The sequence below is a fragment of the Curtobacterium sp. CFBP9011 genome, assembly GCF_034045095.1.
Lineage (GTDB): Bacteria > Actinomycetota > Actinomycetes > Actinomycetales > Microbacteriaceae > Curtobacterium.
Map to the genome: position 1 here is coordinate 275,885 of NZ_JAXCWN010000004.1, position 16,411 is coordinate 292,295.

Annotated in this window: 17 protein-coding genes; 14 read left to right on the top strand and 3 right to left on the bottom strand. The window is 71.8% G+C overall.

Annotated elements, in window-relative coordinates:
- Window positions 1-43: 43 nt before the first annotated feature.
- Window positions 44-823: a type I methionyl aminopeptidase gene (map, locus tag SOM35_RS11010; RefSeq protein ID WP_414648569.1), complete on the top strand. Its 780-nt coding sequence runs from the start codon at window positions 44-46 to the stop codon at window positions 821-823.
- Between the two features lie 310 nt (window positions 824-1,133).
- Here the strand turns inward: map and SOM35_RS11015 are convergent, their stop codons facing one another.
- Entirely contained in the window at window positions 1,134-2,408 is a 1,275-nt protein-coding gene (locus tag SOM35_RS11015; protein ID WP_320515410.1) for an LCP family protein, read from the bottom strand.
- A gap of 310 nt (window positions 2,409-2,718) precedes the next feature.
- Between SOM35_RS11015 and infA the strand changes: the two genes are divergently transcribed.
- The 8 genes from infA to SOM35_RS11055 all read left to right on the top strand — a co-directional run bounded on the left by infA (window position 2,719) and on the right by SOM35_RS11055 (window position 10,597).
- A complete protein-coding gene (gene infA, locus SOM35_RS11020; protein WP_017885509.1) occupies window positions 2,719-2,940 on the top strand; it encodes a translation initiation factor IF-1 in 222 nt (73 codons plus the stop codon).
- A 70-nt stretch (window positions 2,941-3,010) separates the two neighbouring features.
- Window positions 3,011-3,127: a 50S ribosomal protein L36 gene (rpmJ, locus tag SOM35_RS11025; protein WP_111073925.1), complete on the top strand. Its 117-nt coding sequence runs from the start codon at window positions 3,011-3,013 to the stop codon at window positions 3,125-3,127.
- Window positions 3,128-3,353: 226 nt separating this feature from the next.
- Window positions 3,354-3,728 (top strand): 30S ribosomal protein S13, encoded by a 375-nt coding sequence (gene rpsM, locus SOM35_RS11030; RefSeq protein ID WP_110903552.1) that lies wholly within the window; start codon window positions 3,354-3,356, stop codon window positions 3,726-3,728.
- 9 nt (window positions 3,729-3,737) lie between these two features.
- Window positions 3,738-4,136 (top strand): 30S ribosomal protein S11, encoded by a 399-nt coding sequence (rpsK, locus tag SOM35_RS11035; RefSeq protein ID WP_110824227.1) that lies wholly within the window; start codon window positions 3,738-3,740, stop codon window positions 4,134-4,136.
- 188 nt (window positions 4,137-4,324) lie between these two features.
- Window positions 4,325-5,320 carry a DNA-directed RNA polymerase subunit alpha gene (locus tag SOM35_RS11040; protein ID WP_110824226.1) on the top strand — a complete coding sequence of 332 codons (996 nt, stop codon included), beginning with the start codon at window positions 4,325-4,327 and terminating at the stop codon, window positions 5,318-5,320.
- A gap of 64 nt (window positions 5,321-5,384) precedes the next feature.
- Window positions 5,385-5,957, top strand: a complete 573-nt coding sequence (gene rplQ, locus SOM35_RS11045) for a 50S ribosomal protein L17 (RefSeq protein WP_320515411.1) — start codon at window positions 5,385-5,387, stop codon at window positions 5,955-5,957.
- Window positions 5,958-6,104: 147 nt separating this feature from the next.
- Window positions 6,105-7,205, top strand: a complete 1,101-nt coding sequence (locus tag SOM35_RS11050; RefSeq protein ID WP_320515412.1) for an aromatic acid exporter family protein — start codon at window positions 6,105-6,107, stop codon at window positions 7,203-7,205.
- 53 nt (window positions 7,206-7,258) lie between these two features.
- Entirely contained in the window at window positions 7,259-10,597 is a 3,339-nt protein-coding gene (locus tag SOM35_RS11055) for an AfsR/SARP family transcriptional regulator (RefSeq protein ID WP_320515413.1), read from the top strand.
- Here SOM35_RS11055 and SOM35_RS11060 read toward each other — a convergent pair.
- Window positions 10,566-11,411: an ABC transporter permease gene (locus SOM35_RS11060; protein WP_320515414.1), complete on the bottom strand. Its 846-nt coding sequence runs from the start codon at window positions 11,409-11,411 to the stop codon at window positions 10,566-10,568. The genes SOM35_RS11055 and SOM35_RS11060 overlap by 32 nt on opposite strands.
- On the bottom strand, window positions 11,408-12,409 hold the full coding sequence (locus SOM35_RS11065) for an ATP-binding cassette domain-containing protein (RefSeq protein WP_320515415.1): 1,002 nt from the start codon (window positions 12,407-12,409) through the stop codon (window positions 11,408-11,410). Before SOM35_RS11065 ends, SOM35_RS11060 begins: the two co-directional genes overlap by 4 nt.
- 97 nt (window positions 12,410-12,506) lie before the next feature.
- Here SOM35_RS11065 and SOM35_RS11070 point away from each other — a divergent pair, with 97 nt between their 5' ends.
- From SOM35_RS11070 to SOM35_RS11090, 5 genes are all read left to right on the top strand, one after another.
- A complete protein-coding gene (locus SOM35_RS11070) occupies window positions 12,507-13,460 on the top strand; it encodes a tRNA pseudouridine synthase A (protein ID WP_221849438.1) in 954 nt (317 codons plus the stop codon).
- A 9-nt stretch (window positions 13,461-13,469) separates the two neighbouring features.
- Window positions 13,470-14,216 (top strand): MBL fold metallo-hydrolase, encoded by a 747-nt coding sequence (locus SOM35_RS11075; RefSeq protein WP_320515416.1) that lies wholly within the window; start codon window positions 13,470-13,472, stop codon window positions 14,214-14,216.
- A gap of 94 nt (window positions 14,217-14,310) precedes the next feature.
- Window positions 14,311-14,721, top strand: a complete 411-nt coding sequence (locus SOM35_RS11080) for a hypothetical protein (protein WP_320515417.1) — start codon at window positions 14,311-14,313, stop codon at window positions 14,719-14,721.
- 64 nt (window positions 14,722-14,785) lie between these two features.
- Complete coding sequence (locus SOM35_RS11085; protein WP_320515418.1) at window positions 14,786-15,655, top strand: ABC transporter ATP-binding protein; 870 nt, start codon at window positions 14,786-14,788, stop codon at window positions 15,653-15,655.
- Entirely contained in the window at window positions 15,652-16,362 is a 711-nt protein-coding gene (locus tag SOM35_RS11090) for a hypothetical protein (RefSeq protein WP_320515419.1), read from the top strand. Before SOM35_RS11085 ends, SOM35_RS11090 begins: the two co-directional genes overlap by 4 nt.
- Window positions 16,363-16,411 lie beyond the last annotated feature (49 nt).

The following is a 16,411-nucleotide window of genomic DNA, read 5'->3' on the forward strand; positions in this document are numbered from 1 at the left end:
CCGGAAGCCCTCGATCTACAAGACTCCCGAGGAGCTCCGCGCCATGGTGCGGCCCGGGCTCCTCACCGCACAGGCGCTCGACGCCGTGCGTGCCGCGATCCGGCCGGGTATCACCACGGGTGAGCTCGACGCGATCGCCGAGCAGACGATCCGCGACGGCGGCGGTGTGCCGAACTTCCAGTTGGTGCCCGGCTACCGACACACCCTGTGCGTGTCGGTGAACGACGAGATCGTGCACGGCATCCCGGGGGACCGCGTGCTCGAACCGGGCGACATCGTCTCGGTCGACGCCGGTGCCGAGGTGGACGGATGGAACGGGGACAGCGCCTTCAGCACCGTCGTCCCCGGCGGCGACGCGGACACGACGGCGGCCCGCCAGAAGCTGTGCGACACCACCGAGCGGTCGCTCTGGCACGGGGTCGCCGCGCTGGCGCACGCGAAGAACCTGCACGAGGTCGGTGCGGCGGTCGAGGACGCCATCGACGAGACCGGCGAGTGGGGCATCGTCGAGGACTTCACCGGTCACGGCATCGGTCGTTCGATGCACGAAGAGCCGCCGGTCTTCAACTACCGCGTCCGCGGGGCGGGTCCCGCCGTCAAGCCCGGCCTGGCCGTCGCGATCGAGCCGATGGTGACCGCGGGCACGATCGACAGCTCGACGGACGCCGACGAGTGGACGGTGCGCACGCTCGACGGGTCCGACGCTGCTCACTGGGAGCACAGCGTCGCGGTGCACGCGGGTGGTATCTGGGTCCTGACGGCCGCCGACGGCGGTGCAGCGGCGCTCGAGCCGCTGGGCGTGACCCCGGTCCCGGTGCCGTAGCGCTCCGAGCGGAGCAGGCCGGGCCGAGCGGCCCCGAGTGGCCCCGAGCGGTCCGATCCGGGCCGTCCGTCCTGTCGGCTCCGGAGAGCGCGCCCCGGCGAACACGCACCGACGAACACGCACCGACGAGCCTGCGTCGAGCAGCCCGCTTCGGCGAGCACGCATCAACGAGTCTGCGCCAGCGAGCATGCGTCGACGAGCGCGCGGCCGGTGCCAGCGCACCACCCGCATGACGGGAGGCCCGTCGCCAGCTGGCAACGGGCCTCCCGTCATGTCGTGGCCCGGCCACGTCGTCGCCGCGAGACGACGGTCAGTTGCCCACCGAGCAGGTCTGTTCGGCTGCGCTCTGCCCGGTGATCGACGACGGCAGCGGCGTCGAGGACGGGCTGCTCGTCGTCGTGGTCTCCGGAGCCGGTGTGCCGGACTCGGAGGTCGCCGCGGAGGAGGAGCCCGCCGGGGTGGACGGAGCGGACGTCGGCGACGGACTCGCGGTGCCGGACGACTCCCGGGACGCACGGCCCGTCGAGGAGTCGCTCAGCGACGTCCGCTCGTCCGTCTGCAGGGCCACGTTGAGGGCATGGGCGTTCGTCTCGTCCACGACCACCCGGGCCGGGTCCGCGGGGTCGTCGACGACCGGGTACTGCACGAAGAGCATGCTCGACGTGCTCATGCCGCGCAGGGTGGAGGCGAGTCCGACGAGGGTCCGGGTCTGGGCGAGGCCGTCCGACAGGGTCATGTTCGACAGTGCGGCACCGGCCAGTTTGTAGAGCGTGAGCGGGTTCGAGAGCGTGCCGTTCGACGTCACCTGACGGAGGAGTGCCGACAGGAACACCTGTTGCGAGCTGATCCGGGCCAGGTCGCTGCCGTCACCGACGCCGTGCCGGGAACGCAGGTAGGCGAGTGCGTCCGTGCCCTGCAGCGAGTGCGCGCCGGCGCTGAGGTGCAGCCCGGTGAAGGAGTCGTCGATCGGGGACGCCACGCAGACGTCGACCCCGCCGAGGGCGTTCGACATCTCGATGACGCCGTCGAAGGTGATGAGTCCGGCGTAGGGGACGGTCAGGCCGGTGAGGTTCTCGACGGTGTCGACGACGCACGAGACGCCGCCGTTGCCGAGCGCGGTGTTGAACTGCGCGGATGCCGCTGCGGGGTAGGTGGTGCCGGTCTCCGGGTTGGTGCACGCCGGGATCGGGACCATGAGGTCACGGGGGAAGCTGACGGCGGTGAGCTGCTGGTGGTCCTCGGAGACGTGCACGAGCATCGTGACGTCGTTGCGGGCACCCTCGACGTCCTCGTCGGAATCGAACTGTCCGACGCGGGTGTCACTGCCGATGAGCAGGATGTTCGCGCCGCCCTTGATGGCGGTGATGTCGGCGGTCTTCGCGGTGCTCTGGTCATCGGTGCTCAGCGGCACGGTCCTGGTCGAGGTGGCGAGCTGCGCGGCGGCGATCGTGGCGACGCTGGTGCCGCTGACCAGGACCACCGCGGCCGCTGCGGCGACGACGGTGAGGAGGGTCGTCCACCCGCGTCGGCGGGGGAGTCGACCGTGGCGCGCGACGGGGCGCGGGCGGCCGGGGGCGTCGGGCACGGGTGTCCTCCTTCGGTCACTGCTCCCGTCACCGTACGGCTCCGGGCTCCGTGTCGACGACGGAGAAGGCATGAGGTCGCTGTGGAACGGCGTCCCTGCGCACCGCGGAGCGCGCTCCGTCCCCTGCACTGGGGTGCTCCTCGGGCTCTGGACGGGCCCCCGACTCGCGGAAGGTCGAACCAGCACTTGGCAATCCGCCGTCTACCACATAAGATCGATCTTTGGTGTGCCATGCCTTCTGGCGTGGCGCCCGAACCCGCAGACCGGCTCGGGGATCACACCGGTAATCCAACCAAGCGACAGTGAGGCTATGGCCAAGAAAGACGGCGTCATCGAGATCGAAGGCTCGGTGCTCGAAGCTCTGCCCAACGCGATGTTCCGCGTTGAGCTGACCAACGGACACAAGGTCCTCGCGCACATCTCCGGGAAGATGCGCCAGCACTACATCCGCATCCTCCCTGAGGACCGCGTGATCGTCGAGCTGAGCCCGTACGACCTGACCCGCGGCCGGATCGTCTACCGCTACAAGTGATCCGCGAGCTGGAAAGGAACGGCAAGGCGAACCCGCCGAGCACGAAGCCAGCGAGCACGAGGAACGAACAATGAAGGTCAACCCCAGCGTCAAGGTCATCTGCGAGCACTGCCGCGTCATCCGCCGCAAGGGCCGCGTCATGGTGATCTGCAAGAGCAACCCGCGTCACAAGCAGCGCCAGGGCTAGTCCCTGACGGACCAGCGAGAGCTGCTCCGGAACGGACTCCGGTCCGGCTGCACGACCGGGGCCGCCGGTCGCGAGACTGCCAGCGGCTCGAGCACGACCCACAACTGAACATCGACAACGCAGTGTCAGATCCCGTCCGCATCAGCGGGTGGGGGACACCTCGGGTCGGAGGCCCGGGCACCGGCACTGCGCCACACCTCCATCGACAACAGGAGCAGCCAGCACAATGGCACGTCTAGCAGGCGTCGACATCCCGCGCGAGAAGCGCGTGGAGATCGCACTCACCTACATCTACGGGGTCGGCCGTACCCGCGCCGTCCAGACGCTCGCGGAGACCGGCATCTCCGGCGACATCCGCGTCAAGGACCTCACCGACGACCAGCTCGTCGCCCTCCGCGACTTCATCGAGGGCACCTTCAAGGTGGAGGGTGACCTTCGCCGTGAGGTCGCCGCCGACATCCGCCGCAAGGTCGAGATCGGTAGCTACGAGGGTCTCCGCCACCGTCGCGGTCTCCCGGTGCGCGGTCAGCGCACCAAGACGAACGCTCGTACCCGCAAGGGTCCGAAGCGCACCGTGGCAGGCAAGAAGAAGGCTCGATAGGAGATCACGATGGCTACCCCCAAGACCGCCGCGCGCAAGCCGCGCCGCAAGGAGAAGAAGAACGTCGCTGTGGGCCAGGCCCACATCAAGAGCACGTTCAACAACACCATCGTCAGCATCACCGACCCGTCGGGTGCCGTCCTCAGCTGGGCGTCCTCCGGGGCCGTCGGCTTCAAGGGCTCGCGCAAGTCGACGCCGTTCGCGGCGCAGCTCGCCGCCGAGTCGGCTGCTCGTCAGGCAGCGGAGCACGGCGTCAAGAAGGTCGACGTCTTCGTCAAGGGGCCGGGTTCCGGTCGTGAGACGGCGATCCGTTCGCTCCAGGCCGCTGGCCTCGAGGTCGGTTCGATCAACGACGTGACGCCGCAGGCGCACAACGGGTGCCGCCCGCCGAAGCGCCGCCGCGTCTGACGCGAGGAGCAACAGGCCGTTCCCCGCTCGTTCCCTGACCGGGACGAGTGGGGGCGGCCATTCCTGGTCGTTCGATCGCGCACTCCTGTGCGCGTGATCACAACTGAAACAGACCCGTCGGGGCCCGGCCGGCCCCGTCGTACCGCCAAGTGTCATATAGCGGACACTTCGCCGAAAGGAATTCCACAGTGCTCATTGCACAGCGCCCCACCCTGAACGAGGAGTCCATCTCCGAATTCCGCTCGCGCTTCGTCATCGAACCGCTCGAGCCGGGCTTCGGGTACACCCTCGGCAACTCGCTGCGCCGCACGCTCCTCTCGTCCATCCCCGGTGCTGCAGTCACGAGCATCCGCATCGACGGTGTCCTCCACGAGTTCAGCACCGTTCCCGGTGTCAAGGAAGACGTCACCGAGATCATCCTGAACATCAAGAGCCTGGTCGTCTCCAGCGAGCACGACGAGCCGATCACCGCCTACCTGCGCAAGCAGGGTGCCGGTCAGGTCACCGCCGCGGACATCTCCGCGCCGGCCGGTGTCGAGATCCACAACCCGGACCTCGTCATCGCGACCCTGAACGACTCCGCCCGCTTCGAGCTGGAACTGACGATCGAGCGTGGCCGCGGCTACGTCTCGGCGACCCAGAACCGCTCGGAGTTCAGCGAGGCCGGTCAGATCCCGATCGACTCGATCTACTCGCCCGTGCTCAAGGTCACCTACCGCGTCGAGGCGACGCGTGCCGGTGAGCGCACGGACTTCGACCGTCTGGTCGTCGACGTCGAGTCGAAGCCGGCCATCACGCCGCGCGACGCCATCGCGTCGGCCGGTCGGACGCTCGTCGAGCTGTTCGGTCTCGCCCGCGAGCTGAACACCGCGGCCGAGGGCATCGAGATCGGCCCCGCGCCGGTCGACGCCGTGCTCTCGAACGAACTGCAGACCCCGATCGAGGACCTCGACCTGTCGGTCCGTAGCTACAACTGCCTGAAGCGCGAGGGCATCAACACGGTGTCCGAGCTCGTCGCCCTCTCGGAGACGCAGCTCATGAACATCCGCAACTTCGGCCAGAAGTCGGTGGACGAGGTCAAGGACAAGCTCACCGAGCTCGGCCTGTCCCTCAAGGACACCGTCCCCGGATTCGATGGTGCCCACTTCTACAGCGGGTACGACGAGGACGAGTCCAGCAACTGACCTCGCGCTGACGCGCACGCGCTCCTGACACGGGGCGCACCAACATCACCACTGGAGAACTGACATGCCGAAGCCCACCAAGGGCCCCCGCCTCGGTGGCGGTCCCGCCCACGAGCGCCTGCTCCTGAGCAACCTCGCCAACGCCCTGTTCACGCACGGCCGCATCACCACGACCGAGACGAAGGCCAAGCGCCTCCGCCCGGTCGCCGAGCGACTCATCACGTTCGCGAAGCGTGGCGACCTGCACGCTCGTCGTCGTGTGATCGCAGCCCTGCGCGACAAGACCGTCGTGCACACGCTGTTCACGGAGATCGCGCCGCAGGTGGCCGACCGCCAGGGCGGTTACACCCGCATCACGAAGCTCGGCTTCCGCAAGGGCGACAACGCTCCCCTCGCCTCGATCGAGCTCGTCCTCGAGCCCGTCTCGAGCACGCCGGCTCCGGTCTCGCGCAAGGCTGCTCCGGCCGCCGCTGCGCCGGCCGCGACGGAGACCGACACCACGGAGGCCCCGGTCGACGAGACCGAGACCACCGAGGAGTCGGCCCCGGTCGCCGAGGAGACCACGACCGACGCTGCTGCCGAGGTCGAGGCCGACGCCGCTGCCAAGTCGGACGACGCCGCGGACTCGTCCAAGTAGTCGCACCGCACCACCAGGAGGGCCCTCGCAGCGCAGGCTGCGGGGGCCCTCCTGCACGTCCACGGGTCCCCGCCCCGACGGCCCCGACCCCGGAGGCCCGACCAGCGGCCGCCGCGTAGCGTGTCGGCCGACGAGATGAGAGCACCCATGCAGTTCCAGCACATCGCGGGGGTCGGCACGCGCGTCTGGCGGTGGAGCCGGAGTTCCGGCACGCAGCCGCGCCTGCTCCACGCCGCCAAGGCCGCCGCTGCCGCAGCGATCGCATGGGTCGTCGCCCGGTACGTTCCCGGAGTCGCGTCCGACTACCCGTACTACGCCCCGCTCGGCGCCGTGGTCGCGATGCAGACGACGGTGTTCGCGGGCCTCCGGAGCGGCGTGCAGACCCTGGTCGGCATCGCACTGGGCATCGCGGTGGCCGCCTTCACGATGTGGGTGGGGGACCCCGGTGTCCTCGCGGTCGCGCTGGCGGTCGGGGTCGGGGTGCTCGTGGGCGGGTTCCGGATCCTCGGCGAGGGCAGCTCCTGGGTGTCGACGGCGGCGCTGTTCGTCCTGCTGGTCGGCGGTGCGCACGCCGAGGGGTACTCGCTCGGGTACCTCGTGCAGATGGCCGTCGGCGTGGTCGTCGGCCTGCTGGTGAACTTCCTGGTGTTCCCGCCGCTGCGCTTCTGGGACGCCGAGCGACGTATCGACCAGGTGAACAGTGTTCTGGCCGAGCACCTCGACGGCCTGGCCGACGTCCTGGAGCAGGGCGAGCGGGACGAGCGGGCCTGGGACCGGGCGCAGGACCGCCTGGACCGGGCCATCGCCGACGTCCGCAGCCGGGTGTCGATCGCGCAGGAGAGCCGGCGCATCAACCCGCGCGGCGCTCTGCGGGGATCACGGGCGCGGCTGCAGCACGACGGGTCGCGCTTCCGGGCGCTCGAGCGGGTCGCCTGGTACACGACGGACCTCACCGAGCTCGTGGCCCGGTCGGGTCCGGTGTCCTCGAACCTCGGTCGGCCGGACGAGGCGTTCACCGAGCCCCTCACGACGGCGATCCGGCAGGTCGCGGCGATGGTGCGCGGCGACCACCCGCCGGAGGAGGGCGACCGGGCGATCTCGGAACTCGAGCACGCACTCGACGCCTCCCGCGAGAACCCGTCCGACGTGGCGGTGACGTCGTCGGCGCTGGTGTCGCTCCGGGGGATCGTCGAGTCCGAGCGTCGGGCGACGCAGGACGTCGACACCGAGACCGGACCGTCGACCTGACGGGCTCGCCCTGACCGGCTGGCCCTGACGGACCTCGCGCCTAGACTCCTCACGTGTCCGCGCCGCGCATCGCCGTCCTCGGTCCGGTGCTCGCCGAGGACCCCACCGGCACGCTCGTGCCGCTGCCCGGGGCACTGGCACGCACCTTCCTCACCGCACTCGTGCTGGCGCGCGGCCGCGCCGTGACCACCGGCTCCCTCATCGACGACCTGTGGGGTGACGAACCCCCGAAGGGCGCCCGAGCGGCCCTGCAGACCCTCGTCTCCCGCCTCCGCCGCGCGATCGCCGACGGGCTCGTCGTCTCGACCGCCGCCGGGTACGCCCTCGGGGTGGATGCCGACGCGACGGACCTGGGGGCGGCCGAACGGACGCTCGACGGCCCCCCGGACGCATCCGGGGACGCCGCGGCGCTCCGTGCAGCACTGGACCGCTGGCGCGGTGAGCCCGGCGGCGACCTCGAGGGTCCGGTCGGGACGGCACTCGCCGACCGCGCGAGCGCGGTCCGACGAGACCTCCGTCGACGACTGGCCACGCTCCTCCAGTCCGACGGCCAGCCGGACACCGCCGCCGCGATCTGGCGCGAGGAGGCTGCGGCCGACCCCTTCGACGAGGCCGTCGTCGCCGGGCTCGTCCGGGCACTCGCGGCCGGCGGCCAGTCGGCGGAGGCGCTCGCCGTCTTCGCCGCGCACCGTGACCGGCTGTCCGACGAACTGGGCGCCGACCCCTCGGCCGACCTGGTCCGACTGAACGCCGACGTGCTCCGGAGCGCCGGACCCGCCAGCGGCTCGGTCCGTCGGGTCGGGCTCCGGGCCGCCCCGAACGCACTCATCGGACGGGAGGCCGACCTCGCCGCCGTCACGCGCCTCCTGTCCGCCGCGCGGCTGGTGACGATCCTCGGAGCCGGTGGACTCGGCAAGACCCGACTGGCCCAGGCTGCGGCGGCGACCGTGCCGGCGGACTGCGGGGTCGTCGTCGTCGAGCTCGCACCGCTCACCACCGGCGAGGACGTCGTCCCCGCGATCGGCGCGCTCCTGGGGCTCGCCGAGGTGCGCAGTGCGCGGAGCCTCCGGGACGCGGTGATCGCCGACCTGCGCACCCGCGTGGTCCGGGCGCTCGGCGAGGAACCCACGCTGCTCGTGCTCGACAACTGCGAGCACATCCTCGAGCCGGTCGCCGCGTTCGCCGCGGACCTGCTCGCGGTGCTGCCCGGACTGCGGATCCTGACCACCTCGCGCGCGCCGCTCGCGGTCGCCGGCGAGGTCGTCGCGCCGCTGGCACCGCTGCCGGTCGAGGCCGACGGGGCCGCCGTCCGCCTGTTCACCGACCGGGCACGGGCCGCTCGACCGGGGGCGGTGCTGCCGGTCGACGCGGTCCGCCGGATCTGCACCCGGCTGGACGGTTCACCGCTGGCGATCGAACTCGCCGCCGCCCGGATCCGGGGGATGAGCGTCGACGAGATCGAGCGACGACTCGACGACCGCTTCGCGCTGCTCCGGGGCGGCGACCGGTCGGCGCCCGAGCGACACCGGACCCTGCTGGCGGTGATCGAGTGGAGCTGGCGGCTGCTCGACGCCGGTGCCCGGGACCTGCTGACCCGCCTCGCGCTGTTCCCGGACGGGCTGTCCGTCGACGCCGTCGAAGCGGTCGCCGCGCCGGAGCGTGTCCACGACGCCCTCGACGACCTGGCGGAACTGGTCGAGCAGTCCCTCGTGCAACTCGTCGAGCAAGAGGGGGAGCCGGTCCGCTACCGCCTGCTCGAGACCGTCCGTGAGTTCGGTGCCGCACGACTCGAGGAGTCCGGGGCGACCGCCGACGTCCGCGCCGCGATGACGCGCTGGGCCTGCCGGACCGCCGCCGGGCACGACCTGTTCATCGTCCGGACCACGGACCAGGTCGCCCGCTTCCGGGTCCTGGAACGCGAGGCCGACAACCTCGTCACGATGCTGCGCTGGGCCCTCCGCGCCGGGGACCCGGTCGCGGTCGCCCCGCTCTTCTCGGCGCTCGCCGGGTACTGGTCGTTCCGCGGGGCGCACGGCGAGGTCGCGGCCATCGCACCGGACGTCGTCGCGGCGCTCCGGACACTGGGACCTGGCGGCGGCGACCCGGCGAACGCGCTCGCGAGCGACCCGGGCGTCCGCACCGCGGCGGTCCTCGGCCTCGTCATCGCCTGTGCGACCGCGGCCTTCACGGACCGCCGCACCTCGGTCCGTGCCCGCGCGGCGCTCCGTCGCCTCCGTCGGACGGGGGTGACCGGCGTGCCGGTGGTCGACGCGCAGGCCGAACTGCTGCTCACCCTCGGGCGTCGGAGCGTCGGTGAGGCCGCACTGGCCCGGCTCCGCGAGGACCCGGACGCCGGGGTGGCCTGCCTGGCACACCTGCTCAGCGCCCCGCTGACCGAGAACGACGGCGAGCTCGAACGCGCCCTGGGCTTCGCGACCCGTGCGCGGGTGCTCGCCGAGCAGGCCGGGGACGTCTGGACCTCGGGCACCGCGGCCGTCTCGGTGACGCAGCTCGCCGGGCAGCTCGGGCGGTACGACCAGGCGCTCGACGCAGCCGACGCGGCCCGTGCGCGACTCGAGCAGTTCGGCGCCGAGGACGACCTGATCGAGGTGGGGTGGAGCGTCGGGCTGAGTGCCGCGGCGACCGGGGACGTCGAGCGCGCCCGGACGCTGGCCACCGAACTCGCCGCGCTGCCGGCGTCCCCCGGCGTCGGGCCGGTCGGCGGACCGGGCGGTGGCCCCGGCGGCGAACGTGCGCAGATGGGGTTGCTCGCGCACGCGGTCCGCGCCGAGGTCGCGCGCGCCGAGGGCGACCCGGTCCGTGCGGTCGGGGAGTACCGACGGGCGTGGGACGGCGTGCTGCCGCACCGACGTGCGGCGAGCCAGTGGGTGATGATCGTCGGCGCCGCCCTGCTGGCGGCGCAGGACGAGGTGGCGCAGGACGAGGCGGCGGCGGGCGAGGCGGGGGTGGGCCGGTCCGCCGGGGCCGGGACGGGCCTCCAGGACGGCCGGGAGACCCGTGCGGACGTCGCCCGACAGGTCCGGGTGAGCGCCCTGGTCGGCCTCCGCACCCCGGCACTCTGGAACGACCTGCCCGTGGTGGGGACGGCCGTCCTCGGCGCCGCACTCGAGGCGATCAGGCGCGGTGCCGACGCGCCCACCCCCGCCCTCGTCGCCGCAGCCTGGGGCAGCGCGCTCCGGCTCGGTGCGCGGCAGGACTTCGCGGTCCTCGGCCACCGACGCCTCCGGCCGCTGGTGGTCGCCGCGGTCGGCGAGGCACTCGTGGCGGACGCCGAGACGGCCTCGGCCGGGACGTCCCGGGCCGAGGCCGTCGCTGCCGCGCGTGCGGTGCTCGAGGCGATCAGGCCTTCCGCATGTACGCCCGGACGGTGAGCGGGGCGAACACCGCGACGATGATCGCCGCACCGAGCAGGCTCAGCCACAGGTCGCCGCCGACCGTGCCGTGGTTGACCAGGTCGCGGACCGCCGTGATGAGGTGCGAGACCGGGTTCACGTCGGAGAACCAGTGCAGCCAGTCCGGCAGGGTGTCCGCAGGGACGAACGCGTTCGACAGGAACGTCAGCGGGAAGAGCACCAGGTTCGAGATACCGGAGACACTCGACGCCGTCCGGGCAATCACGCCGAAGTAGGCGAAGACCCAGCTGATCGCCCAGGCCACGACGACCACGAGCAGGCCGGCGAGGAGCACCGCACCGATCCCGCCCGCGGGACGGAGCCCCATGATGAAGCCGACCGTGAACGTGATCGTGGTGGCGATCGCGTAGCGGACGGTGTCGGCGAGCAGGGCTCCGGCGAGCGGGGCGATGCGGGCGATCGGCAGGGACCGGAAGCGGTCGAACACGCCCTTGTCCATGTCCTCGCGGAGCTGCACGCCGGTGACGATCGACGACGTGATGTTCGTCTGCACGAGGATGCCCGGGATGATGATCGGCAGGTAGCTGCTGACGTCGCCGGCGATCGCGCCACCGAAGATGTACGTGAACATCACGGTGAAGACGATCGGCATGAGCGTCACGTCGAACAGCTGCTCCGGTGTGCGCCGGACCTTGATGAGCCCGCGGTACGCCATCGTGAGGGACTGCCGGACGGTCGCGCTGAGGCCGGAACCGCCGACGCCCGGCCGCGGGGTGATGCGCGGTGCGCCGGACGTGGCCGAGGCCAGGTCGGGGGTGGTGAGCGTGGTCATGCGTTGCTCCCTTCGAGCGTGCGGTCGGCGGGTGCGGACGCATCGGCGCCCACCCCTTCGCCGGTGATGGTGAGGAACACTTCGTCGAGCGTCGGCTTCTGCACGCTCATCTCGGTGAGGGAGATGCCGGCGTCCCGGAAGGACACCAGCAGGTCCGTGACACGGTCCGGGTCCGCCATCGGCGCGGTGAGCCGGGAGCCCTCGGGACTCGCGACCGCCGCGGTGCCGAGCACGCGGAGCACCAGGTCGGACGCCTCGGCCAGACGTGGCGGGGTGGAGTCGGCCAGCCGGAGCTGCAGCGACGCGGTACCGATCGAGGCCTTGAGCTCGTCGCTCGTGCCCTCGGCCACCACCCGCCCGTGGTCGATCACCGCGATCCGGTCCGCGAGCTGGTCGGCCTCGTCCAGGTACTGCGTCGTCAGCAGCACGGTCGAGCCGGTGGCGACGAGCTCCCGGATCGTGTCCCACATCTGCGCCCGGGTCCGCGGGTCGAGGCCCGTCGTCGGCTCGTCGAGGAAGATCAGCGGCGGCTGCGCGATGAGGCTCGCCGCCAGGTCCAGTCGTCGGCGCATCCCCCCGGAGAACCCGCGGAGCGGTCGTCGGGCGGCCTCGCTCAACCCGAAGCGCTCGAGCAGCTCGGTCGACTTCCGCTTCGCCTCGGTCCGTGACAGCCCGAGCAGCCGGCCGAAGACGACGAGGTTCTCGGTGGCGCTCAGCGTCTCGTCGACGCTGGCGTACTGGCCGGTCACGCCGATGAGCTGGCGCACCACGTGGGGCTCCCGGCGGACGTCGTGGCCGAACACTCGCGCCTCGCCGCCGTCCAGGCGGAGCAGGGTCGCGAGCATGCTGATGGTGGTGGTCTTGCCGGCGCCGTTCGGTCCGAGCACCCCGTAGACCGTGCCGGCCTCCACGCGGAGGTCGACCCCGTCCACGGCCCGGTTGCTGCCGAACGTCTTCACGAGGCCAGTGGCCTCCACCGCGAGGGGTGTCGTGGTCATCGTCGTGTCCTTCCGTCGACGTCGTGTACGGGGACGACACTGCCGAGGCCCGCTCACGCGGCACTGACGTGGCGCTGACATCGGTACCGTGGAGGGCGTGAGCGAGACGGCCCGGACACCAGACGACCCCGGCGCGGACGGCACCGGCGCGCGACTCCGGATCGACCTGGCGTACGACGGCTCCGGCTTCTCCGGGTGGGCACGCCAGCCCGCACTCCGGACCGTGCAGGGTGTGCTCGAGGACGCCCTCGCCACCGTCTTCACCCGGTGGGGCGAACCGCCCCAGCTCACGGTCGCGGGCCGCACCGACGCCGGCGTGCACGCCACCGGACAGGTCGCGCACCTCGACCTCAGCCCGGACCAGTGGGCCGCGCTGACCCGGCCGAAGCGCCCCAGCGCCGACGGCACCGTCCGCGATGCCTTCAGCGGACTCCTCCGGCGGCTCAACGGGCTCGCGGGTGGCGACGGGGACATCGTCGTCCGCAGCGTGCGCGTCGCCCCGGCCGGGTTCGACGCGCGGTTCTCCCCGCTCTGGCGGCGCTACCGGTACCGGGTCGCCGACGTCGACGCCCTCCGCGACCCACTCCGCCGTGGACACACGACCTGGTACCCGGGGCGCCTCGACCCGGCGGCGATGGAGCGGGGTGCGCTGCGGCTGCTCGGGTTGCACGACTTCGCGGCGTTCTGCAAGCCGCGCGTCGGCGCGACCACGATCCGGACCCTGCAGCAGTTCCGCTGGGAACGTGAGCCGGACGGCGTACTGGTGGCGAGCCTCCAGGCCGACGCGTTCTGCCACTCGATGGTGCGGGCGATGGTCGGCGGCACCCTCGCCGTCGGCGAGGGCCGGCTGACGCCGGACGAGCTCGACGAGCTGCGGGTCGCGGCGGAACGGACCAGCGCCTTCACGACCGCCCCGGCACGCGGACTCACCCTCACCGAGGTGGGGTACCCGGACGACGACGCCCTGGAGGCGCGGGCCGCCCAGACACGCGCCCGTCGCGACGCGGAGGGACACCGGCCCGGCGACGTGCCGGACGAGGACGGGCGGTAGCGTCGGGGCATGGCTCCTCGTGCTCCGCGCTCCGTCGTCTCCGTCGCACCCGGTGTGGTCTTCGTCGAGGGGCCGGTGTCGAACTGGGTCGTCCTGGCGGAAGAGGACGGCGTCGCCCTCATCGACGCGGGCTACCCGGCCGACACCGACCTGGTGCTCGACAGCGTGCTGCTCGCCGGCCACGACCTCGACGAGCTCCGCCGCGTCTACGTCACCCACGGCCACGTCGACCACGTCGGCGGGCTGCCCGGGATCCTCGAGCGCTTCCCGCACGTCGAGGTCCTGGCCCACGCGGACGAACTCGACAACGTCCGCGGACCGACGCGCCAGCAGGTGACGCCGGCCGAGATCGGCGGACGGCTCGCCGCACCCCGCGTGCTCCGCTGGCTCGGCCGCGCGATCGCCTCGGACGCACTCCGCCCGACGACCGTGCCGAGCGCCCGCGCCTTCACAGCCCGCGACTTCGAGGGCCGGGCGATGACGCCGCTGCCCGTCCCGGGGCACACCGACGGCTCCACCGCGTACCTGCTGCCCGCGGCCGACGCGATCGTCACCGGCGACGCCGTCGTCACGCACCACGACACGCAGCCCGGGTCGTGGGCACCGCGGCCCCGGATGATCACGCCGTTCTTCACGGCGGACCCGGCGCTCGCCGTGGAGTCCGCCCGGGCGCTGGCCTACCCGGCGATCGTGCTGCCGGGGCACGGGCCGGCGGTGCACCGGGTGGGGGCGGAGTGGGTGCCGATCCAGGGGTGACGCTCTGCCGCACGTTCTGCTGGTATTTCAGCGAGGTATCTGACATGGTGGTCTCGAGGCTGCGAAGGAGCCGCCCTTCACGAGGGGAAACACCATGAAGAAGATCCGTACGAGCGCGCTCGTCGCAGCGATCGTGGGCGGTGCGATGCTGAGCACGGTCGGGGCGACCGCTGCTTCGGCTCAGCCCATCAGCACGAGTGCTTCCAGCGTCGCCAGTTCCTCGGCGATCGTCGTCTCGCTACCAGCGGTGCCGTCATCGTCCACGCCTGGGACGACCGGTGGGTCGTCGACCGACGGAGTCCCGATCAGACCGATCGTCGACTGGCTCAAGCACAACGCGTCGTCCGTCATCCCAGCGCTCAAGACCGCGCTCCGGAACGGGCTGAACACCTTCAAGAACTGGTGGAACGGGCTCGCGGGCTGGATCCGTGCGGGCATCAACGCGCTCGCGCACCTGACCGTCCAGGAGCTGTTCAGCGCCCTCTGGAACTACTTCTTCGGTTGATCTGCGCTCGGATGCGGCGGACCGGTCCATCCGGTCCGCCGCTCTGCGTCGAAAGGAACGAGCAATGATCCAACTCCGGGAGGTCGGTCTGCGTGGCCACGACCGACCTCGTCTCCAGGACGTCTCCATCGAACTACGCCCAGGGCGTGTGTACGGTCTGATCGGCCCGAACGGCGCTGGGAAGTCCACGCTCCTCGCCGTTCTCGCCGGTCTCGTGCGCATCGACCGGGGCTCCCTCCTCGGATCGCCGTGGCAGCGGGGGGAAGCGGTCGGTGCCGTTTTCGGCGACGCCGACCTGCACCGCGGTAGGACCGTCCGGGAGACCTTGCTGCTCCGGGCTCGGTTCGTCGGGGCTGACGGCTCAGCAGCCGACGAGATGGCGCGTCGCGTCGGTCTGCATGCGGTCTTGCGGCGCCGGGTCAGAGCGCTCTCGCTCGGTATGAGGATGCGACTTGCGATCGGCGTGGCACTCCTCGGGTCGCCGCCCCTCGTCCTCTTCGACGAGCCGATGAACGGTCTCGATCCGAATGGCATCGCCTGGCTCCGGAGCATCGTGTCCGACCTCCGGAGGGGCGGGGTGACGGTGGTCGTGTCGAGCCACCTGCTCGGAGAACTCGAGACGATGATCGACGACGCCGTCATCGTCAGCCGAGGAAGGATCGCGCGCGTCGAGCCGGTGGAGTCTGCCGAGGCCGGGGCCTGCGAGATTCGGGTGGGGGACGCAGCGGAGTTCCTGGCGGCCGTGACGAAGCGGGGCGTCGAGACGGCCGTCGAAGGCTGCGTGATCCAGCTCTCGATTCCTGCGGCGGAAGCCGTCCGAATGGCAGTGGAGGTCGGCGTCGACGTCCTCGCGGTGGCACCGGCGGCAAGGTCTCTGGAGGCGCTGTACGAAGAGGTCTCCATCGCTGAGTTCGAGTCGGAGGTCGTCGGATGATCGGGTTCGTCGGCGTCGCCCGGCTCGAGGTGCGCAAGCGCGTCGACACGGTGAGTGCTGTGGTCGGGTTCGGTGTCCTGGCACTGCTCGTCCTGGTGTGCTGCGCCCTGAGCGTGTCGCTCGTCACCCGGGCGGGGAGCTTCACGGTCGGTGAGGTGGTGGTGACCACCGGGCTCCCAGTCGCGCTGGCGGCATCGGTCGTCGGCGTCGTGGTCGGTGTGGGCGATGCCTCGTGCGGCGGCGAACGCGACGGCCTGCTGTCGGGGCACTCCCGGCTGGTCATGTACCTCGCGAGACTTGCAGCGTGCGGCGTGCTCATCGCCGTCGTCGTCCTCTTCTCTGTACTCCTCGGGGTCGTTGGGGCTGGGGTTGCCGTCGTGCTCGGCGGCCGACTGGCCTCGATGGACGCCATCCATCCCGTCGCGCAGCTGGCCGCTCTGTCGTTCTCGTCTGCGGCGTTCGGGTTCGGCATCGGCGCGACGTCCCGTTCGCTCCCGCTCGGGCTGGTGGGCGTGCTCGCCGTGACGCTCGTGCTCGACGTGGTCCTCGCCTTCTTCGGGGCGTGGACTGCCTACATCCGGTTCGGCACGGCGCAGAGCGGGTTGACGGGGGACGCTGACGCCCTTCCTGCGATCAGCTCGGGTCTGCTCTGGGTCGTTCTCCCCGTCGTGGCCGGCTGGATGCGAGCAGAGCGGGTCGCGACATGAGTGACGTTCCCGGGCCGAACCGTCGCGATAGCGCTCGCAGGGCGGCCCT